The organism is Pseudomonas sp. MWU16-30322, assembly GCF_020515535.1.
GTDB classification, from domain to species: Bacteria; Pseudomonadota; Gammaproteobacteria; order Pseudomonadales; family Pseudomonadaceae; genus Aquipseudomonas; species Aquipseudomonas fluorescens_H.
This window is the reverse complement of the sequence record NZ_JAIWYL010000012.1, coordinates 41428-61002: the sequence shown is the minus strand read 5'-3', so window position 1 is coordinate 61002 and position 19575 is coordinate 41428. Positions and strand designations below refer to the sequence as shown.

Annotated in this window: 17 protein-coding genes and 1 pseudogene; 11 read left to right on the top strand and 7 right to left on the bottom strand. The window is 61.4% G+C overall.

Annotated elements, in window-relative coordinates:
* From LCH64_RS23270 to LCH64_RS23250, 5 genes are all read left to right on the top strand, one after another.
* Positions 1-630, top strand: a complete 630-nt coding sequence (locus LCH64_RS23270) for a DNA repair protein (protein WP_201137799.1) — start codon at positions 1-3, stop codon at positions 628-630.
* A 21-nt stretch (positions 631-651) separates the two neighbouring features.
* Positions 652-1122, top strand: coding sequence for a YbjN domain-containing protein (locus LCH64_RS23265; protein WP_003224470.1), 471 nt, complete (start codon positions 652-654; stop codon positions 1120-1122).
* The gene (locus LCH64_RS23260; protein ID WP_226501372.1) at positions 1119-2066 is read left to right on the top strand and encodes a peptidylprolyl isomerase; all 948 of its coding nucleotides are present in this window, start codon (positions 1119-1121) and stop codon (positions 2064-2066) included. The genes LCH64_RS23265 and LCH64_RS23260 overlap by 4 nt, the downstream gene beginning before the upstream one ends.
* Positions 2067-2227: 161 nt before the next feature.
* Positions 2228-3208 (top strand): LysR family transcriptional regulator, encoded by a 981-nt coding sequence (locus tag LCH64_RS23255; RefSeq protein ID WP_226501371.1) that lies wholly within the window; start codon positions 2228-2230, stop codon positions 3206-3208.
* A 191-nt stretch (positions 3209-3399) separates the two neighbouring features.
* Positions 3400-3909, top strand: a complete 510-nt coding sequence (locus tag LCH64_RS23250; protein ID WP_226501370.1) for a GNAT family N-acetyltransferase — start codon at positions 3400-3402, stop codon at positions 3907-3909.
* A gap of 19 nt (positions 3910-3928) precedes the next feature.
* On the opposite strand, the gene LCH64_RS23245 is transcribed toward LCH64_RS23250, so the two are convergent.
* Positions 3929-4621: an aspartate/glutamate racemase family protein gene (locus LCH64_RS23245; protein WP_226501369.1), complete on the bottom strand. Its 693-nt coding sequence runs from the start codon at positions 4619-4621 to the stop codon at positions 3929-3931.
* 205 nt (positions 4622-4826) lie between these two features.
* Between LCH64_RS23245 and LCH64_RS23240 the strand changes: the two genes are divergently transcribed.
* The gene (locus LCH64_RS23240; RefSeq protein ID WP_226501368.1) at positions 4827-5318 is read left to right on the top strand and encodes a hypothetical protein; all 492 of its coding nucleotides are present in this window, start codon (positions 4827-4829) and stop codon (positions 5316-5318) included.
* Between the two features lie 130 nt (positions 5319-5448).
* Here the strand turns inward: LCH64_RS23240 and LCH64_RS23235 are convergent, their stop codons facing one another.
* Together LCH64_RS23235 and ccoN are read right to left on the bottom strand one after the other, a co-directional pair.
* The gene (locus LCH64_RS23235) at positions 5449-5670 is read right to left on the bottom strand and encodes a CcoQ/FixQ family Cbb3-type cytochrome c oxidase assembly chaperone (RefSeq protein WP_103485598.1); all 222 of its coding nucleotides are present in this window, start codon (positions 5668-5670) and stop codon (positions 5449-5451) included.
* 15 nt (positions 5671-5685) lie between these two features.
* Positions 5686-7113: a cytochrome-c oxidase, cbb3-type subunit I gene (gene ccoN, locus LCH64_RS23230; RefSeq protein ID WP_003224481.1), complete on the bottom strand. Its 1428-nt coding sequence runs from the start codon at positions 7111-7113 to the stop codon at positions 5686-5688.
* A gap of 225 nt (positions 7114-7338) precedes the next feature.
* Between ccoN and LCH64_RS28400 the strand changes: the two are divergent.
* The 4 genes and pseudogenes from LCH64_RS28400 to LCH64_RS23210 form a co-directional block, all read left to right on the top strand.
* Positions 7339-7428 (top strand): annotated as a pseudogene (locus LCH64_RS28400) (metal ABC transporter ATP-binding protein); the annotation flags it as partial.
* A 39-nt stretch (positions 7429-7467) separates the two neighbouring features.
* Positions 7468-9141, top strand: a complete 1674-nt coding sequence (locus LCH64_RS23220; protein WP_226501367.1) for a nitrite/sulfite reductase — start codon at positions 7468-7470, stop codon at positions 9139-9141.
* Positions 9138-9617, top strand: coding sequence for a DUF934 domain-containing protein (locus tag LCH64_RS23215; RefSeq protein WP_226501366.1), 480 nt, complete (start codon positions 9138-9140; stop codon positions 9615-9617). Before LCH64_RS23220 ends, LCH64_RS23215 begins: the two co-directional genes overlap by 4 nt.
* A gap of 284 nt (positions 9618-9901) precedes the next feature.
* A complete protein-coding gene (locus tag LCH64_RS23210) occupies positions 9902-10876 on the top strand; it encodes a hypothetical protein (protein ID WP_226501365.1) in 975 nt (324 codons plus the stop codon).
* Between the two features lie 144 nt (positions 10877-11020).
* On the opposite strand, the gene LCH64_RS23205 is transcribed toward LCH64_RS23210, so the two are convergent.
* Positions 11021-13390 carry a tetratricopeptide repeat protein gene (locus LCH64_RS23205; RefSeq protein ID WP_226501364.1) on the bottom strand — a complete coding sequence of 790 codons (2370 nt, stop codon included), beginning with the start codon at positions 13388-13390 and terminating at the stop codon, positions 11021-11023.
* A 214-nt stretch (positions 13391-13604) separates the two neighbouring features.
* On the opposite strand from LCH64_RS23205, the gene LCH64_RS23200 reads away from it, so the two are divergent.
* On the top strand, positions 13605-14276 hold the full coding sequence (locus LCH64_RS23200; RefSeq protein ID WP_226501363.1) for a DUF3313 domain-containing protein: 672 nt from the start codon (positions 13605-13607) through the stop codon (positions 14274-14276).
* 48 nt (positions 14277-14324) lie between these two features.
* On the opposite strand, the gene LCH64_RS23195 is transcribed toward LCH64_RS23200, so the two are convergent.
* The 3 genes from LCH64_RS23195 to LCH64_RS23185 all read right to left on the bottom strand — a co-directional run bounded on the left by LCH64_RS23195 (position 14325) and on the right by LCH64_RS23185 (position 19559).
* The gene (locus LCH64_RS23195) at positions 14325-15329 is read right to left on the bottom strand and encodes a DUF3829 domain-containing protein (protein ID WP_226501362.1); all 1005 of its coding nucleotides are present in this window, start codon (positions 15327-15329) and stop codon (positions 14325-14327) included.
* On the bottom strand, positions 15326-16954 hold the full coding sequence (locus LCH64_RS23190) for a J domain-containing protein (protein WP_226501361.1): 1629 nt from the start codon (positions 16952-16954) through the stop codon (positions 15326-15328). The genes LCH64_RS23195 and LCH64_RS23190 overlap by 4 nt, the downstream gene beginning before the upstream one ends.
* A 100-nt stretch (positions 16955-17054) precedes the next feature.
* Complete coding sequence (locus LCH64_RS23185) at positions 17055-19559, bottom strand: fused MFS/spermidine synthase (protein WP_226501360.1); 2505 nt, start codon at positions 19557-19559, stop codon at positions 17055-17057.
* Positions 19560-19575 lie beyond the last annotated feature (16 nt).

Below are 19575 nucleotides of genomic sequence, written 5' to 3'. Positions count from 1 at the left end.
ATGCACGCACGAGTTTTACTGTTGGGGCTGAGTTTTTTCATGGCTCAAGGGGCCAGTGCCGAAGGTATGGAGGAGCGCTTGCGCACCCAGTTGCGCAGCACCACCCAGCAGTTGCAGGCCCTGCAGAGCCAGCAGGCCCAGGCCAGCGCCGCGCAACTGGCGGCGCAGAACGAGGCCAAGGCTGCGCAGGCGCAGATCAAGCAATTGACCGCCGAACTGGCCAAGGCCAAAGGCGTGGCCGAGCAGTTGGCCGGCCAGCAGCAGAACCTGCACAGCCAGGCGCAGGCGCAAATCGCCGCCAGCAGCGAACAGGTCGGCAAGTTCAAGAAAGCCTACGACGAGTTGTTGGTCATGGCCCGTGCCAAAGAAGCAGAACGGTCTAAGCTTCAGGCGCAATTGGCTGAACGTGACACACAAGTGCAGCAATGTTCAGTCAAGAATCAGCAGATGTATGGCGTCGCCAAGCAGATCCTCAGCGCCTACGAAAACATCGATGTGGCCGAGGTGATGAAGATCCGCCAGCCCTTTGCGGGCAGTGCCCGGGTCAAGTTCGATGAGCTGGCCCAGGGGTTCGGTGACGAGCTGTACAAGACTCAATTCGACGCGCCGCAAGCCGCGCTCGCACACTGATTTACCAACAAGGAAGAAGTCATGACTCAATTGATCAGCCATGTGTCCCCACAATCCCTGACCGAAGTCCTGCAAGCGGCCGGTTATCGCGTCAACCAGACCGAACAGAACGGCATCGTGCAGTTGCTCAGCGCCAGTCAGGGCATCGGCTATGCCGTGCGTTTCGGCAACCCGGCGGTGGAGCAGGGCAGCTACGTCGATTTCACTTTCAGCTGTGCGCTGCGGGTGCAAGGTGAGTTGCCACAGGGCGTGGCCGAACAGTGGAACGCCACCCGGCGTTTTGCGCGGTTGTCGTTGCAGGGCGAGTTTCTGGTGATGGAGATGGACGTGGTGCTGGCGGCCGGTGTGAGCCACGATCACCTGCGCGGCAATCTGGAATTGTGGGATCGCCTGTTGCAGGAGTTCATCGTCTACCTGCGTGATTTCAGCCAGGCCGCACAAGCTTCGACGGCAAAAGTCGCCACCGCTGAGCAAGAGGAAGTCGCGCTGTGAAAAAGCCTGCCATGGTGATCGGCGCCGGGGCAGTGGCGCTGTTGGTGGTAGCCGTGGCGCTGGTGCTGCGACCAGGTGCTGACCCGGTTGCCGCCCAGCAATCGTCGCCGTTGGCGGCGGTTGCTGCGGGGCCGGCAGTGGCGCGGTTGGGCAATCAGCAAGTGACGCCGCAGGAGTTGCAGGCGTTGCTGGCGACCGTCCCGCCGGCGACTCGTGAGCAATTGCGCGGCAACCGTGAAGCGCTGGAGCGCTGGATTCGTGCGCGGCTGGCGGAAAAAGCCGTGCTGGAGCAGGCCGACGCTCAGGGCTGGGCGCAGCGTCCGGACGTGGTGCGGCAAACCCGCGCGGCCACCGAGCAGATCGTCTTTCGCGATTACCTGCGCTCGGTCAGTACAGTCCCGGCGGACTATCCGAATACGGCCGAGTTGCAGCAGGCGTATGACGCCGGCAAGGCCAACTGGCAGACTCCGGCGCTGTATCGGGTCAGCCAGATTTTCCTCGCGGTGCCGGATGCCCAGAGTCTGGAAAACGTGCGCAAACAGGCGTCTGAGCTGAGCAAGAAAGCCCAAGGCGCGCCGGGGGATTTTGCCGCGCTGGCGACCCAGTATTCGCAGGATCGCCTGACCGCCGAACGGGGCGGTGATAGCGGGCTGCAACCGTTGCAGCAACTGGTGCCGGAGGTGCGGGGTGCGGTGGCGAAATTGAAGGTTGGTGCGGTGTCCGATCCGGTGCAGAGCGCGGCGGGTTTCCATGTGATCAAACTCACCGAACAGCAACCGGCACGTACCGCGACCCTCGACGAACTGCGCGATCAACTGACCCAGGCCTTGCGTGCGCAACGTCAGGAGCAGATTGCCCAGGCGTATCTGGACGGGATGCTCAATACCGCGACGTTGAGTATTGATGGGGCTGAGCTGAACAAGGTCCTGGAAGAGAAGCACTGATCGTGATTCACCGCAGATCCCGGGTGGGAGCGGGCTTGCTCGCGAAAGCGGTGGGTCATTCAACAAACAAGTTGGCTGGCATGGCCCCTTCGCGAGCAAGCCCGCTCCCACATTAGAACCGTGGCGTTTTCCAAAATACAAAGATCGACAGGGAGTCATCGATGTCATTCACCGAACCCGCAGGACGACAGGGTAGCCCCGACTATCGCTGGGCACAGGGCGAGCGCGAGCCATGGCTGGCGCAAGCCGCGACCATCGATGCCGACGTCGCGCAATACTTTCTGGTCAGTGCCCGCTGTGGCTGCTTCATGCAGGCGGCGCGCAGTCTCAACGTGCGTTCGACTCTGCTGCGCAAACAACTGGCGCAGCTCGAGCAGGAACTGCAGCACTCGCTGTTCAGCTTTCAGGGCAGCGCCCTGAGCCTGACCCGCGAAGGTCAGCAGTTGCAGGCGCAATTGGTCGCGCTGGCTCACGAACGCAAACTGCCGGTGGTCGAGCAACCGTTGATCCGCCTGGCGGTTGCCGAATCGATCCTGCATGACATTCTCGGTCGCGACCTGATCGCGTTGCTGCGCCGCAATGCCAGCGTGCGCCTCGAGATCATTGCGCTGGACAGCGAGTTGGCCTTGCGCGCAGTCAGCGCCGACGTGGTGCTGTGGCTGGCCCACGGCGAGACCCCCAGCCCCGGCCCGACCTTCGCCACCAGTCAGCCGCAGGCCCTGGCGCGTCTGGATTACCTGCCGCACATCGCCAAACGCTATTCCCGCGTCACCGCACGCCCGGAGAGTGCCGAAGACCTCAGCGATTTCATGCTGGTGCAATGGCAACACGACCGGCAGATCGACAGTTTCCGGCCGTGGAATCACCTGGTCGAACAGCGTCTGGCGGGTGTGGTGCAGATGCAGTCTTATGAACTGATGCTGGAAATGATCCGTTGCAGCGCCTGCATTGGTTTGCTGCCGGCGTACATGAGTCGTTTCGACCGGGGGCTGGTGGCGTTGCCGGGGCTGTTTGATGAACCGATGCAGCTACAGGCGTGGCTGGCGGTGAATGCTGAATCCCTGAACGTCGCCGAGGTGCAAACCCTGGTCGAGCTGATCCAGCACACCTTCAATGAGCGCCAGGAGTGGTTCCAGACCTGAGCCAATCCTTCCACACCTCCAACCCCCTGTGGGAGCGGGCTTGCTCGCGAAGGCGTCAGCACATTCAATATCCGCGACACCTGGCACACCGCTTTCGCGAGCAAGCCCGCTCCCACAGTTTGAAACCTCGCCAAATTGATAACCGGCAGTTTAGAGTGATCAGCCACACATCGATCCAGGAAGGATCCGCCATGCCCGACCACAACCCCGCCATCACCCTCGAACGCTTCAACGAATCCCACATCGAGGCCGTTACCGCGCTGTACAATGATCCGGCCGTGACCCGGCAGGTGTTGCAGATGCCGTTTCAGTCCACCGAGATCTGGCGTCAACGGTTGCTGGCGGAGAACGAGCGGATGGTCAAACTGGTGGCGCAGCACCAGGGCGCGGTGGTCGGTCATCTCGGGCTGGAAAACTATTCGCGGATTCGCCGCGCGCACGCCGGCAGTGTCGGCATGGCCGTCGCTGTGGCGTGGCAGGGCAAGGGTGTCGGGTCGAAACTGCTGGCGGCGGCGCTGGACATCGCCGACAACTGGATGAACCTGCACCGGGTCGAACTGTCGGTGTACGCCGACAATGAGCCGGCCATCGGTCTGTATCGCAAGTTCGGTTTCGAGACCGAAGGCCTGTTCCGTGACTACGCCGTGCGCGACGGGCAATGGGTCGACACCCTGAGCATGGCCCGTCTGCGTCGTCGATAAGCCAAAAAATCCTGTGGAGTCAATCGTCCAAGGCGAACGCCACCGCCGACTGCGCATGCAGCTCGGTGGTGTCGAGCAGGGGCAGGGCGCTGTGTTCGGGTTTGAGCAGCAGGCCGATTTCCGTGCAGCCGAGGATGATCGCCTGAGCGCCGCGCGCGGTCAGCGCTTCGATCACCCGTTGATAGATCTGGCGCGACTCGTCGCTGATCACCCCGACGCACAGTTCGTCATAAATGATCCGGTGCACGTCCTTGCGCTCGGCGTCGTCCGGCACCAGTACCGTCAAACCCTGCGCAATCAGACGCTGCTTGAGAAAGTCCTGCTCCATGGTGAACGCCGTGCCGAGCAGGCCGACCGTGTGCGCGTCAATGTCCAATGCCGCCTGCGCCGCCGGTTCGGCAATGTGCAGGAACGGAATGCTGATCGCCGCCTGAATCTGCTCCGCGACCTTGTGCATGGTGTTGGTACACAGCACCACGCATTCGGCGCCGCCGGCCTCGAGCCTGCGTGCGGCATCCACCAGAATCGCCGCCGCAGCGTCCCAGCGCCCGGCGTGCTGGGCCTGTTCGACCGGGCCGAAGTCGACGCTGTACATCAGGATTTGCGCCGAGCGTAGCGGGCCCAGGCGGTCGCGGACCTGTTGATTGATGAGACGATAATATTCAGCGCTGGATTCCCAGCTCATGCCGCCGATCAGCCCGATAGTGCGCATTGAAATTCCTCGAACGATGGCCCGTAGCGAAAAGTCGGGCCCGGGCCGAGTGTCCATCGGTTCAGGGGCGTATGCCAGTACAAAACAACTGTACCGTTGATCCTTTTGCCAAGTGTCACGGTGCCGACGCCCGAGGTTTAACGTACGCCGGCGCGTCGATCTGTCACTATCGACTATCGCAGGCTCTCCCCCGAGGAACGTACCGATGAACGACGTACAACAACTGGGCGAAATGCTTCGTCACTATGCCGAGAGTGAAGCACACAAGAAGCAACTGTTCGAAACGCAGTCCCAGGCGTGGGCCAGCCGGATCACCGAGCTGTTCGGCCATATCCAGCAATGGCTGGAACCGGTACAGGCACCGAATCTGCTGGAGGTGAGCCGCGAGGCTTACGTCGCGTTCGGCCCGAGCACACCGGTGGAAACCTCGACCTTCAAGACGGAAAAACTCAGCATCGTGATCGCCGGCAAACCGGTGGAATTCGTGCCGGACGTGATGGGCAGTGCCGGGCAGATTTCCCTGGCGGTGATGGGCCTGACGGCGGCGCGCTATGGCAGCATTTCGCTGGTGGGTTTGCCCAGTGGCGAGTGGCAATGGCGCAAGACCAATGGCCTGAAGGATCCGGACACGTTTGTGTTTGATGCGGACTTTCTGGCGCAGCAGCTGCAGAACCTGATTCCGCGCGATCGCGCCTAGATCTCAGGATTTGCACAAGTCCCCTGTAGGAGTGAGCCTGCTCGCGATAGCGGTATATCAGTCACCATACAGTTGGCTGAATGACCGCAATCGCGAGCAGGCTCACTCCTACAAAGGGGCGGTGGTGGGGTTACATCTCGAGGTTGACCCAGCCCGGTTTCGCCTCTTCCGGCGCCACCGCCTTCACGGTTTTCCCCGTCGCCAGCTCCACCCGCCGTGCCACCTCCGGATCATCGGCAAACGGCACCATGCTCGCATCGTCGAGGCTTTCCGCCGTCTGGTGGCGCAGGCAATACTCCACCGCCAGCCACAGAAACACCACGCCCAGCACATTCAAGAAAATATCGAACATATTCGGCTCCCTGCCTCAGGCGATCTGTGCCTGGCTGCGCGCCAGCGACACGTCGGCAACCCGCACCGTGCGCCAGACGTTATAGGCCATCAGCAGCATGCCGCTGAGGAAGAACACTCCGCCGGCAAAGCGCACGATGAACCCCGGATGACTGGCCTGCAGTGCTTCGACGAAGGAGTAGGTCAGCGTCCCGTCCTCGTTGATCGCCCGCCACATCAGGCCCTGAGTGATGCCGTTGACCCACATCGAGGCGATGTACAACACCGTGCCGATGGTCGCCAGCCAGAAGTGCAGGTTGATCAGCGGCGTGCTGTACATCTGCTCGCGGCCAAAGACTTTCGGCACCATGTGATAAGTCGCGCCAAAGGTGATCATCGCCACCCAGCCCAAGGCCCCGGCGTGAACGTGGCCGATGGTCCAGTCGGTGTAGTGGGACAGGGCGTTGACGGTCTTGATCGCCATCATCGGGCCTTCGAAGGTCGACATGCCGTAGAAGGCCAGCGACAGCACCAGGAACCGCAGAATCGGGTCGGTGCGCAACTTATGCCAGGCACCGGACAAGGTCATCATGCCGTTGATCATCCCGCCCCAGCTCGGCGCCAGCAGGATCAGTGACATTGCCATGCCGAGGGACTGCGCCCAGTCCGGCAGGGCGGTGTAGTGCAAATGGTGCGGGCCGGCCCAGATATACAGGGTGATCAGCGCCCAGAAATGCACGATCGACAACCGGTACGAATACACTGGGCGGTTGACCTGTTTCGGCACGAAGTAATACATCATCCCGAGGAACCCGGTGGTCAGGAAGAAACCCACCGCGTTGTGCCCGTACCACCACTGCACCATGGCGTCGGTGGCCCCGGAATACACCGGATAGGATTTGAACCAGTCCACTGGGATCGACAGGTGATTGACCACGTGGAGCATGGCGATCACCAGAATGAACGCGCCGAAAAACCAGTTGCCGACGTAGATGTGTTTGGTCTTGCGCTGCACCACCGTAGTGAAAAACACGATGGCATACGCGACCCAGACCACCGCCATCCACACCGCGCCGGAGAATTCGATCTCGGCGTATTCCTTGGTGGTGGTGTAGCCCATCGGCAGGGTGATCAGCATGATCACGATCACCGATTGCCAGCCCCAGAAGGTGAAGGCCGCGAGCTTGTCCGAATATAGCCGCACCTGGCAGGTGCGCTGCACCGCGTAGTAACTGGCGGCGAATTGCGCGCTGCCGGCAAAACCGAAAATCACCAGGCTGGTGTGCAATGGCCGCAAGCGGCCGAAGGTGGTCCAGGGCAGGTCGAGGTTCATGTCCGGCCACACCAGTTGCGAGGCGATCCATACCCCCATCGCCATGCCCACGACACCCCAGAAAACCGTCGCGATAACGAATTGGCGGACGACCTTGTAGTTATAAGCCTGTCCGATTGTTGCTGTGCTCATGGTCAGTTCTTCCACGGTTGCAAAGTCTTGCCAGGCCACCCGGTCTGGCACGAGCTGCACTGTAGGAACAGCACCGGAAACAAAACAGGCTCAGGAATATTTCATTTGTACGGATCAGATTGAAGTGCTGCCTGCGGCCATCTGCCGCGCCCTGATACGGTTTTTATCGTTTCAGGTGAATCTGTTGCGTGCTGCGCTGCTCGTCCATAGTCAGGGGAAAATCCTGTGGGAGCGGGCTTGCTCGCGAAAGCGGTGTGTCAGTCAACAAGTCAGTTGCCTGACACACCGCTTTCGCGAGCAAGCCCGCTCCCACAGTTTTGAATTTGTGTTCAAACCTGATGAGGTGGCTGCTGCATGTATCAATACGACGATTACGACCGCGCACTGGTGTTCGAGCGCGTTGCGCAGTTTCGCGATCAGGTCGAGCGCTTCATGGCCGGTGAGTTGAGCGAGGAAGAGTTCCTGCCGCTGCGCCTGCAAAACGGCCTGTACCTGCAGAAGCACACGTACATGCTGCGGGTAGCGATTCCCTACGGGACCCTGAGTGCCGAACAGATGCGTACGCTGGCGAGCATCGCCGCCGATTACGATCGCGGCTACGGCCACTTCACCACGCGGCAAAACCTGCAATTCAACTGGATCGAACTGGCGCAGGTACCGGACATCCTCGAGCGCCTGGCGCAGGTCAACATGCATGCGATCCAGACCTCCGGCAACTGCGTGCGCAACATCACCACCGAGGCCTTTGCCGGCGTCGCGGCGGACGAAATGATCGACCCGCGCCCACTGGCAGAAATCCTCCGCCAATGGTCGACGATCAACCCGGAATTCCTGTTTCTGCCGCGCAAGTTCAAGATCGCCATCTGCTCGGCGAAGCAGGATCGCGCGGCGATCATGATGCATGACATCGGCCTGTATCTTTACCCGGGGCGCGACGGGCAAATGCTCCTGCGGGTGATCGTCGGTGGCGGGTTGGGGCGCACGCCGATCCTCGGTCTGCAGATCCGCGAAGGTTTGCCGTGGCAGCATCTGCTGTCGTACGTCGAAGCGGTACTGCGGGTCTACAACCGGCATGGCCGGCGCGACAACAAGTACAAGGCGCGGATCAAGATTCTGGTCAAGGCGCTCGGCATCGAGGCATTTGCGAGGGAAGTCGAAGAAGAGTGGCAGCACCTCAAGGACGGTCCAGCGCAGTTAACCGAGGCCGAGTATGAGCGGGTCGCCCGGGCATTCGTGCCGCCGATCTATCACACCCTGGCTGACACCGATCTGGACTTCGGCACGCGTCTGGCCGAAAGCCCGGCGTTCGCCCGTTGGGTCGCGCGCAACGTGCAGCCGCACAAGAAACCCGGTTACACCAGCGTGGTGCTGTCGACCAAACCCGGTTTGAGCGCACCGCCGGGTGATGTCACCGGGTTGCAGATGCTGGCGGTGGCCGACTGGTCGGAGCGTTTCGGTTTTGGCGAAATTCGCATTGCCCACGAGCAGAACATCGTCCTGCCCGATGTACGAAAGTCTGACCTGTACGAACTCTGGCAGCTTGCCTGCGAGCGCAATCTGGGCAGCGCCAACGTTGGCCTGCTGACCGACATCATTGCCTGCCCGGGCGGCGATTTCTGCGCGCTGGCCAACGCCAAGTCGATTCCGATTGCCCAGGCGATTCAGGCGCGTTTCGACAACCTCGATTACCTGCACGATCTGGGCGACATCAGCCTGAACATCTCCGGTTGCATGAACGCCTGCGGCCATCACCACATCGGCAATATCGGCATTCTGGGTGTCGATAAAAACGGCAGCGAGTGGTACCAGATCACCCTCGGCGGCGCGCAAGGCAAAAACAGCGCACTGGGCAAAGTCATCGGCCCGTCGTTCAGCGCAACCGAAGTGCCACAGGTGATCGAACGGATCATCGGCACCTTCGTGCGTTATCGCGAAAGTGAGGAACTGTTTGTCGACACCGTGGCGCGCATTGGCCTGGAGCCGTTCAAGGAACGGGTCTACCCGAAAGTGCTGGAGGTGTCGGCATGAACAATCTGCTGCGCTTGGAGCAGGGTGTTGCGCGGTTGATCGAGGATGATCCGTGGACGCTGGTCCGCGAGCCGGAGCAGGGCAGGCCTGCGGGGTTGCTGATCCTGCCGCTGGCGCACTGGCTGCAATCGCCCTCGACCCACGCGGTGTGGCTGAGCCCGGACGATGAAGTCGAAAGCGTGGTGCCGTGGCTGGCCTCGTTGCCGTTGATTGCGCTGGACTTCCCGAGCTTCCGCGACGGTCGCGCCTACAGTCAGGCGTATCTGCTGCGCAGCCGGTTCGGCTGGACCGGCGAGTTGCGGGCGATTGGCGATGTGTTACGTGATCAGCTCAGCCATATGCGTCAGTGCGGGTTCGACAGTTTTGCGGTGCGCGAGGACAAGTCCGCTGAAGACGCATTGAAGGGCCTAGCGGGCATGAGCGTACTGTACGGCCGCTCGGTGATTGAGCCGCGCCCCCTGTTCCGTAGACGCTGAAGACTCTGTGGCGAGGGAGCTTGCTCCCGCTGGAGTGCGCAGTACTCCCAAACAGGCATGATGCGATCCGCCAGATAAATCGTGTTGTCTGGTTGGGGGCGGCTTCGCCACCCAGCGGGAGCAAGCTCCCTCGCCACAGGTGTTTTGCGGTGACAAGCAAGGGAAACCCTTACATCCCGCAGCATTCCCGGATTTTTCCTTGGGTCGATGCTGGCCTTTTGGTAGAGTCCCCGTCGCCAGCGGGTTTTCGGCTGGACGACGGAACGAAGAAGGGAGTCTGGGTAGTGAGTGCGGGCAAAAAGATTTTGGGCCTCACGGCGTTGCTGTTGATGCTGACGCTGTGGGCCAGTTACTTCTATGTGTTCAAGGAAAACCGCGACGGCCAGTTGGGCGGCGCCGGTGAAAGCACCGCGTGGTGCGGCGCGCCGCCGTCCACCGAAGCGGCGCTGTTGGGCAAGGATCAGCTGACCTTGCGCGTCACCAACAACCTGCGCGGCGAGTTCATGCTCAGTGGCTCGCTGGTGGTCTCCGAACGCACCTTCAACCGCTACGATCTGGGCCGCAACGAACTGCGTCTGCGCCTGGAACCGTTGCAGTGGTCGTACGGTGTGACGCCGATTTTCCTCGAGCAGGTCAAGGTTCAGCCACTGAGCCGCAACCTCGCCTCACCGACCAAAAGCGCTTACGCCGAGCTTGAACCTCGCCCGATCGGCGTGCAGGGCCAGGTCACCGACTTTCCGTTCGACACCTATCGCTACGGCTACAAACCGGTGCTGTATTACCTCAAGGGCAGCGAGCGCATTGACCTGCGCTTCAAGAACATCACCACGCTGATGGACCTGTCCAACACCTTCACGCCGATCCAGAAGTACAACCGCGTCGAGTACATCAACGAGAAAAACTCGATGATTCGCGACGAGGACTACAAGGCCTACGGCCCGCACGAATGCGCGTTCAGCGTCGAGCGTAAAGGCTCGTTCAAGGTCGTGGTGCTGTTGTTGCTGCTGGTGCTGTGCCTGCCGTTGCTGCACGTGTTCTATCGCGACGAGCCGGGGATCGACTTCCTCGCGACGCTGGTGGCGATTGCCGTGGTGCGGGTGCTGCTGGTGGGGCCGGTGCAGGACTTCCAGCTGTACAACATCGACTTCCTGTTCGGCGCGGCGATTCTGCTGGTGGGTTCGGTGTCGCTGATCAAGGCGATGCGCGCCAACAGCCGGCGCGAGATGGCATTGAAGAGTGGGGCGACGTCTTCCTGGTAATACTCAGTGTTCGAGACCAACACTGACCCTGTGGGAGCGGGCTTGCTCGCGAATGCGGTACATCAGTCACCCTTGATGTTGGCTGAGGGAATGCATTCGCGAGCAAGCCCGCTCCCACAAGGGATCCGCGTCATTCCTTACCGGTCACTTCAGTGCCGGATCACCCATGTTCATCTTCTTCCACCCCTGCAACAGCACCTGCGCCTTCGGCTCCTGGCCGTTCTCCAGGTAATACTGGATCAGCGACAGCCGCGCATTGCGGTTCGCCGGTTGCGCCTTGAGCAAACGCTCCAGCTCGTCACACGCCTCGGTTACCTTGCCACTGTCGTGCAACGCTACCGCCAGCACATAACCGTACTGCGCGTTCTGTGGCTCCAGTTGCGTGGCTTTATGCAGGGCGCTCATGGCTTCGGCGGTCTTGCCGGCGCGGATCAATGACAGGCCACGGGTGTGTTGCAACAGCGCTGCCTCCGGGTGCGCCTTGAGGCTGTTGTCCAGCAGGGTCTGGGCTTCCTGACCGCGACCATTGGCCTCCAGCCATTGCACCAGCGTCACCAGCGCCGGGTAGAAGTCCGGATCGCGCTTGAGTGCGGTGCGCAGCAATCCTTCGACCTCGGCAGCGCGGCCACTGGCTTGATACAACATCGCCAGGTTCAGGTTGGCCTCGGCCCGTTCCGCGAGACTTTTCTGCACCGCCTCGTACTCGGCAATCGCCGCGTCCCAATTGTCCTGCGCGGCGCCGAGGCCGTTGTTGCGCGCAACGCTGAGCAGATCCCGCGCCGAGACAATGCGCACGGCTTTCACCGGATCATTGAGCATCGGCGTCAGCAACGCTGCGCGCTCCGCGGGCGGCAGGAAGGCACTGATCGCCCGCACCGCACTTTCGCGCACCTGCGGCGCGGGATTTTTCAGGTCCTGCGTCGCCAGCTTCAGGGACTGATCGCTTGGGTAAAGCGGCAGTTCAGCCAGCAACGTCGCCCGTTGAATCGCCGGCAGATTGCTGCGCTGCAATTGCTCATGCAAAGCGTCCGCCGCGCCCGGCTGACCGTTGCGGATCAGCCACAAACTTTCGTCATAGCGCGGCGCCTGCGCTGCAGTGGCGGAAGCCTTCCATAACTTGAACTGCGCGGTGACCTTGTCGCCGGCCTTGCCTTGGTGACAGCTCAGGCAAGCGTTCGGTGTACCGAGTTTCTGCGCGCGCTCCGGGTCGGGAATGCTGAAGCTGTGGTCATGGCGGAAGTCGTTGCCCATATAAAACTTGCCGGGCATGTGGCAATCCACGCACTGCGAGCCGGGCTGGCCCAGGGTGTGGCGGGTGTGTTCGATGGAATCGTAGTTTTTCGCTTGCAGGCCCTTGCCGTCGACGCCTGCGACCGAAGTCTTGCCAGCGGTGTTGTGGCATTGCAGACACACCGCGTTGCCCGGTGCCTTGAGTTCGGTGCTGTGCGGGTTATGGCAATTGCTGCAACGCACGCCCTTGTCGAACATCTTGCTCTGCAGAAACGAGCCGTGCTCGAACACTTCATCCTTGATCTTGCCGTCCAGTGCATACAGTTCGCGGGTGAGGGTGCTCGGCAAGTAGTCGTCCATCAGCCGTTTGCCGACGGTGTAGCCATCGCCCAACGGCGCACGGCGCGCGTGGCAGCGGGCACAGGTCTCGATTTCGACGGTGGCGTTCTTGTCCTTGAGGTCTACAGCGAAACCCTTGTGGATCAGGTCGTCTTTTTTCTGCGTCCACTCCAGGTGATTCGACGCCGGACCGTGGCAAGCCTGACAGCCGACGCCGAGGCTGTTCCATTGGCTGCTGAAGGTGTTGCTGGCCGCATCGAAATTGCGCTTGAAGCCGGTGGTGTGGCACTCGACGCACATGAAGTTGGCATTCTGGCTGGGTTTGCTCCAGTGCAGTGGATTCTTGAAGTTCACGCCCTGGCCGGGGTAGAGGTGAAACCAGCGGTGTTTCTCGGTATCCCACGCCACGCCAAGCGCCTGCAAACGGCCTTCGCCGACCTCGATCAGGTATTGCTGCAACGGGGCGATGCCGAAGGTGTAGGCGACCTTGAAATCGGCGTTCTTGCCGTCGATGCCCGGCGTGTTGACCCAGAATTCGTCGCCCTTGCGCGAGAACCGGGTGGTCTCGTTTTCGGCCTTGAAGGTGACGTTGTTGAAGTCGCCGAGCAGGGTTTCGGCATTCGCTGCCTGCATCGCCAATTGGTGATGCGAGCCTTGCCAGTCCTTGACCTGCTCGGTGTGACAGCCCTGGCATTGTTGCTCATCTACCATGGTCGCGGGCTTCTGCGCCAGCGACTGCGGTTTGTTGGTAACCGGTGCGGCGGCTGCAGGTGCGCTGATCAGCGGCGGCCTCTGCGGCGCGGGCGCGGGACTGAAAAGAAACCAGCCAATGCCCGCCACTGCCGCCAGCAGCACGCCGATGGTGATGGGGAACAGATAACGTGAAAGGGACGGTCGGGACGAATCAGGATCAGGCTGTACGACTTTATTTTTATGCTTGGGCATTAAGACTTCCGTGGTCCAGGTGCGTTTGCCTGCAGGCGTGCGTTCAAGCTCGTTGCAGCTTTGCCGGATGAGTCGGTGTCTGTCAAATGGCGGTTGTGATCAACTGCGCAACCGTATGTGAATCTTCAATGTTTACAGGGCAAATCCGCGGACATTGGCTATACCTGTAACTCCCCCCAAGCAATTTCTTCGGCTTTCTGACAGGAGTTACAGCATGAAGCTTGCACTGATGATGAGCACCCTCTGCATCGCCACACTGGGAGTGGCGGGGTGTTCGAGTAAGGTTGTCGAGCCTGACCAGTACTCCGGGTTTTTGAAGGACTACAGCCAGCTCAGGGAAGCCAGATCACCGTCGGGCGCCGAGGTGATGCGTTGGGTCGATCCGAAGCTCGACATCAACAAGTTCACCAGCGTCTACGTCGAGCCAACCCAGCTTTATCCACGGCCGCAACCGACGGTGAAGATTCCACAACAGACCCTCAACGGCATCACCAACTACTACGATCAGGCGCTAAAGCGCGAAATCAGCAAATCCTTGCCATTGGCCAACGGCCCCGGCCCCGGTGTGATCGTGGTACGTGCCGCGATTACTGCCGTGAGCAGCAAGACCGAAGGCCTCAAACCGTATGAAATCATCCCGGTTGCGCTGGTTGCGGCAGCGGTCAGCACCGCCAGCGGTATCCGCGATCAGGAAACCACACTCGCCACCGAAGCGGTGTTTCTCGACGGCGGCAGCAATAAGGTTGTGGCCCAAGTCGTGCGCAAGGGCACGGGTAAACCACTGTCAAACGACACTCAGGTGATGAAAACCGAAGATGTCAAAGCGGTGATCGATGGCTGGGCGGCGGACATGCATCAGTCCTATCTCAAGCTCAAGTCGAAGTAAGATCCGTCAGCGGGATCGTTCAGGGCGAACGATCCCGTGCGTGTTTCATCAGAACTCGGCTCGGGCCTGGCGGTTGTAATGACTGAGCAGACCGTCGTAACTACGGTTGACTGCGTGGAAGTCGTCGCTCAGTTGCTGCGGTGGTGCGTGGTTCTGCCAGTCCTTGTGCAGTGTGTTCAAGGCCGCCAGATACCGGGTCGCTGGCTCGCCGATGTGGAACCACAGATCCCGCGCCGCGTCTGTCTTCGTCCTGAACGCGTTGTTTTGCGAGACGAGGAAGGGTTCCCGGCGATCCCATGCCTGCTGCAGCTTTGCCGTGGTGTCGGCCAGCAATTGTGGCGTCAGTGTGCGGTTTCTCATGCCTTCATCGAGCAAGTCGATAGTTTCTCGGGCCTGGATCATGTATGCCAGTAAATACCAATGGATATCCTTGCCCAGACGCGCTTCCATCCGATTCAGCTGTTCGGAGCGTTGCGCGGCGTCCAGTGGCAGCAAGGCTTCTCTCAGGGCCATTGACGCCTTGATGTAATCGCTCGCAGCGGCCTCGATAAATGCAGAATTGGCAATGATGACCGCCGGGTTTTGCGACCCGGTCGAAAAGCTGGCTTCCCTGTAAATCCGGCCGACCGGAATCACCGTCGCGAGTGTATTCAGCGAGCGAGCGTATTCAGTTGCCTTTCGCGCCAAATCGGGCTGGTAGGCCAGTAATTCGAGTTTTTCGGCGAGGCCTTGAGAGCAGACGTCGCGCTGTATGTCGCGCACATTCAACGCATCGCTATCGTCGAAATCCTTGAGGCCAAGCATCCATTGCTGGTTGTGAGGCTGAGGCGGCTGGGGATTCTTGTAACGGTCGTAAGCCACTCGCCATTGCACGTCGACCCGGTTGACGCAGTTGATGAGCGGGCTCAGGGCATTGGCCTGAGCGGTGATCGGCGCATCGCGTCCGTCCAGCCAGAGGTCGAGTTGTGAGAAGGGCCGACTGGCCCCCATCAATCCCATCACGACAACGGCGATCACCACTCCAATGGGGAACAACAAGTTCGGGTTTTTCACGGTCGCGCCTCCTTGCCGTACCACTGCTCAACGGTGGCCGGTGCGTTGCATTCGGTGGTGGTCGCCGGCATACGGCTGCACGAGCGTTCAGTCCAGGGTTGCAACCCCTGATTGCGGTTGACCGTGCCTTGGCTGGCGATCACGTTGATGACACCCAGCACAACGACCAGAACCACTATCCCCAGGCTCGTCAGACAGATTTTCAGAATGGGGCTGCTCTGCTCCCAGGAGACCTGCGGTTTGACCTGGCGCCGCCGTACCAGCCCGAAAACTGCGAGGGTTGCGGTGTATACAACGCCAGCGATCGGACCCAAAAACCAACTGAGTCCGGCTGCCATCAGCGCACAGGGAATGAGGTCGCGCAGTACTCCGAACGGTGGTGAGTCGGAGCGCAAGCCCAGGCAAAGGCGTGCACTGAGCCGGTCATCCAGTAACCACCAGCGATGGGCCAGGTCATGCACCAGCCAATTGAGCCCGGCTGCGATCACGGCAAATACGACCGTCGTGATCATGACAATATTGATCAGACCGCTGACGCGCAGGCCCTGCGGGATGAAGTGGGTAAAAGAGCCGATCAGACAAGCCAGCACGACACCCACGTATGTCGGCCAATCGTTGAAACTCAATTCCCAGTCGCGCCAGAAAAACGCGGTGCCACCGGGCATTTCCGCCCAGACCTGTGGGTTATTGGCGTACAGCGCCGAGCTCAACTTACGGCACTGCGCCCAGTCTTCTTCGCGCAGGCGTCGGGCCAGAGCGCGACGTTGATTGAAGGGCCCGTTGCCCAGGAGCATGCGCGCGGCGCGGTGTTCAGGCGTGGCGAGCGGTTCCTCGGCAAGCTGGCGCTGCCGCGCGAGAAAAATCGGCGCTTCATGACGGGTGAGCAGACGCGTCCATTCACTCTCGGGGCAACGGTTGGTTGGGCCTGGATGCCAGCCCTGGCCGGCGCATACCTGTTCGAAAAGGTTCGAGGACCAGTAACGGCTATCCAGCAGCAATTGACTGAGGAGCAGGTTGAGCCATTGCCGGTGCACTTCTGCGTCGAGCCACAGGTACTGCGTGCAAGACTTGTACGCCTGCAGAAAATCTTCGTCGTCCTCTAGTTCAAGGGCGTCACGCAGGGGGCGAGCGATACGCTCGCGCTGCTGAGCGAGCAAAAGCGTGATCGATTCCTCGTCCAATTCAAGGCGCTGCCAGGCACTGAACCAGTGAAACGTGGGAATCGCCCAGTCCACCAGAGATTCCGATGTATCGGGATGCGCGATGCAGTGCTGCAGCACAGTGTCTTCGAGGATATGCGCGCAACCCTGTTGGATGGCCATCGCATGACGCTGGACCAACTCGTCGAGGGTGATGCCCGTCAGCGGACGCGTCACTTGCTGCAGCGCGTCGACTTCCACCACCGTCAGACCGGTAAGGTCCCAGGTGTCGTCGTCATCCTGCTGGTCGTCGTTGAACTGTGCCCACTCCTTGTAGTTGAGAGCTTGCTCATACGCGTCACGCAGGCGTTGAAAGCCTTCAGCGTCGTCGTCCGGACGGGTCTTTTTGAGGAGGGCAGCGTATTGGCGTTTGATACTGCGCGTATCGGCGTCGGGCGTCAGGCCCAGGACGGTCCAGCAACTCATTGCGTATACAACTCCATGAAAACCTGCGACGCGATCCAGTGATGGCAATTTGATTTTGCGCACCCTACCTGTTTCGCGTCGAAAAGTCCTCAGCCGTTGCTCATTTGCCGACGAACCAGCGGAAGTACGGATTGCCGCCGTCGCTCTGCATCACTTCGCTCATGTCCCGACCCCAGGCATCGCGGTCGCCGTTGTAGGCATGCAGGCTGGCCCGATAAAACTGCATCAGTCGTTGCCGATGAATTTGCATCCGCTCGATGAACCCGGCGTCGGCATTCACCAGTGGCGGCGGCACATACAGATCCAGCAGCGTCGGCAGCACCCGGGTAATTTCCTTGCTGCGCACCCACGGCGCGTATTCGATCCGGGGCTGATCGTCAGTCACCGCCGGGGCGTTTGCCGCGAAGCGCTCAAGGCCTGCGCGGTCGGTGACCCAGGTCGCGAGCAACGCTGGCGCCGAGCCAATCCCGACATCCTGCAAAGTGCTGCGTACGCTGGCCTGCTGGAAGCGCTCGGTGATTTTCGTCGCGTCCAGTTCCATCGGCTGCAGCGAACCCACCAGCAGCATCTCGTGGAACTCGCTGGTCCACAGCGAGGCATGCGGGAACACGTCGAGGAAGCTGCGCACCAATGAGCGCGAGTCATCGATATTCTGGGTCGGCAACGGTAACCATTGCGCGACGATCCCTTGCTGCTCCAACCGACTGGCGGCCAACTGATAGAAGTCCCGCGAGTACAGATTGACCACGCCGGCCGCCGACGGCGGGGGCGGTTCGAGGGTGATCAGATCGTAGGTTTGCGGGCTGCGCAGCAGTTCCTGACGGCCATCGCGCAAGCGCACATCGACGCCGGGATCGCTGGCGGCGTTGAAGTTGCCTTTGAACAGGAGGGCTGCCTTGACCACCGATGGCAGCAGCTCGGCGACCACCCTATGTTCCAGCCCCGGATAGCGCAGCATGGCGCCGGCAGTGATCCCGGTGCCGAAACCGATCACCAGCGTCGAACGCGGCTCGCCATTGTGGATCAGCAGGGGCAGCAGCGCCTGGATGCGCATGTAGCGCAGCGATGGCATGGCATCGCCGGTATTGGACACGCCCTGAATGTACAAACGGTGGAACGTGTTTTCACCACGACCCTGAGCGACCACGGCCACGGTGCCGCCACGGCCTTCTTCGTAGAACGCCAGCGTGCCGTTGCGCGCCCCGGGCAGCAGGCTCGCGAGTTTGTCCACCGGGGTCAGCAGCGCAAGCGCGACCGACACCAGCCCCAGCGCGACCACGGCTTGACGCCGACCTTTCTTGACGTGGTGGCCCTTGCGTACGGCCACGTAGCCGATGCCGGCAGCGATCATCGCCAGCAAGCCCAGCGTGCGCACCAGCCCCAACAGCGGGATCAGTAGAAAACCGCAGAGCATCACCCCGACGATGCCGCCCAGGGTATTGAACGCGACCACTGCACCGACGTCGCGACCGACGCGCTCACGCCCCACACTCAAGCGCAGCGCCAGCGGAAACGCCGCGCCGAGCAACAGCGTCGGCACGAATACGATGCTCAGTGCCGCCACAGCAAAACGTGCGCTCATGCCGGCCAGCTCGCTGGCGCCCAAGGCCAGCACCCAGCTCTCGGCCTGACTTTGCACCCCTGCCAGCCAGCGACCGAGCAGGGCGATTTCCAGCAAGGCGATCAGCCCGGCACCGGCAATCAACAGACCGAACACGCCCCAGGGATCACGGATGCGCTCGACGCGACGGGCGAGCAGGGCGCTGCCGATGAACAGCCCGGTCAGGTAAGTGGCGAGCACCACGGCAAACGCATAGGTGCGGGTGCTCATGAACTGCACGATCGACTGTGACCAGACCACTTCATAACCCAAGGCTACGCCGCCGGCGATGGAGTACAGCCACAACGCCGTGCGGTCTGCGGCTTTCTCGGTGTGATGTTTGATCGGCGCCGCAACCGGCGTCGGATGCTGACGTTGCAGCCACAGCGCACCGGTTGCGGCCAGCAGATTGAGCATCGCCGCAAACAACGCACTGCCACGCACACCGAGGGTGGCAATCAGCACGAACGCGGCGAGCAGGGTGCCAACAATCGCGCCGAGGGTGTTGGCCGCGTACAGCTGACCGCCGGCCTTGCCCGGCTCAGCCGCCAGCGAGCGCACCAGTACCGGAAGCGTGCCGCCCATCAACACCGCCGGAATCCCCACCAGCGTGAACGGCAATAACCAGGCGAGAATGCCGACATGGCCTTGTAGCCAGGCAAACGGGCTCGCCGCCAGGCTCATCGCAACCGTCGCGCCAACACCGAGTATCGCCACCAGCACTTCCAGCCCGGCATAGAGCAACACCGGTTGCTGCAAGCGATCGGCCCAACGCCCGAACAGCCAGCCGCCGATGGCCAGCCCGGCAAAAAACGCGCTGATGCCGGCAGTGATGGCATAGACCTCGACGCCGACCACCAGCGACAGCTGCTTGATCCACAGCACCTGATACACCAGCGCAGCGGCGCCGGAGATGCACAGCAGCAGGGCGGGGATCAGCAGCGCCGGGGTGGCGGCGTGCGTGGTGGGTATGGCCGACGGCTTGCTGGCGATACGTGAGGACATGCGGTTTGCCTTATTT

Excerpts from the sequence above, each read along its gene's own strand:
- LCH64_RS23190 (WP_226501361.1), bottom strand. The coding sequence starts at position 16,954 with ATGAGTTGCTGGACCGTCCTGGGCCTGACGCCCGACGCCGATACGCGC.
- LCH64_RS23265 (WP_003224470.1), top strand. The coding sequence starts at position 652 with ATGACTCAATTGATCAGCCATGTGTCCCCACAATCCCTGACCGAAGTC.
- LCH64_RS23220 (WP_226501367.1), top strand. The coding sequence starts at position 7,468 with ATGTATCAATACGACGATTACGACCGCGCACTGGTGTTCGAGCGCGTT.
- LCH64_RS23185 (WP_226501360.1), bottom strand. The coding sequence starts at position 19,559 with ATGTCCTCACGTATCGCCAGCAAGCCGTCGGCCATACCCACCACGCAC.
- LCH64_RS23245 (WP_226501369.1), bottom strand. The coding sequence starts at position 4,621 with ATGCGCACTATCGGGCTGATCGGCGGCATGAGCTGGGAATCCAGCGCT.
- LCH64_RS23250 (WP_226501370.1), top strand. The coding sequence starts at position 3,400 with ATGCCCGACCACAACCCCGCCATCACCCTCGAACGCTTCAACGAATCC.
- LCH64_RS23240 (WP_226501368.1), top strand. The coding sequence starts at position 4,827 with ATGAACGACGTACAACAACTGGGCGAAATGCTTCGTCACTATGCCGAG.
- ccoN (WP_003224481.1), bottom strand. The coding sequence starts at position 7,113 with ATGAGCACAGCAACAATCGGACAGGCTTATAACTACAAGGTCGTCCGC.
- LCH64_RS23270 (WP_201137799.1), top strand. The coding sequence starts at position 1 with ATGCACGCACGAGTTTTACTGTTGGGGCTGAGTTTTTTCATGGCTCAA.
- LCH64_RS23200 (WP_226501363.1), top strand. The coding sequence starts at position 13,605 with ATGAAGCTTGCACTGATGATGAGCACCCTCTGCATCGCCACACTGGGA.
- LCH64_RS23215 (WP_226501366.1), top strand. The coding sequence starts at position 9,138 with ATGAACAATCTGCTGCGCTTGGAGCAGGGTGTTGCGCGGTTGATCGAG.
- LCH64_RS23235 (WP_103485598.1), bottom strand. The coding sequence starts at position 5,670 with ATGTTCGATATTTTCTTGAATGTGCTGGGCGTGGTGTTTCTGTGGCTG.
- LCH64_RS23255 (WP_226501371.1), top strand. The coding sequence starts at position 2,228 with ATGTCATTCACCGAACCCGCAGGACGACAGGGTAGCCCCGACTATCGC.
- LCH64_RS23205 (WP_226501364.1), bottom strand. The coding sequence starts at position 13,390 with ATGCCCAAGCATAAAAATAAAGTCGTACAGCCTGATCCTGATTCGTCC.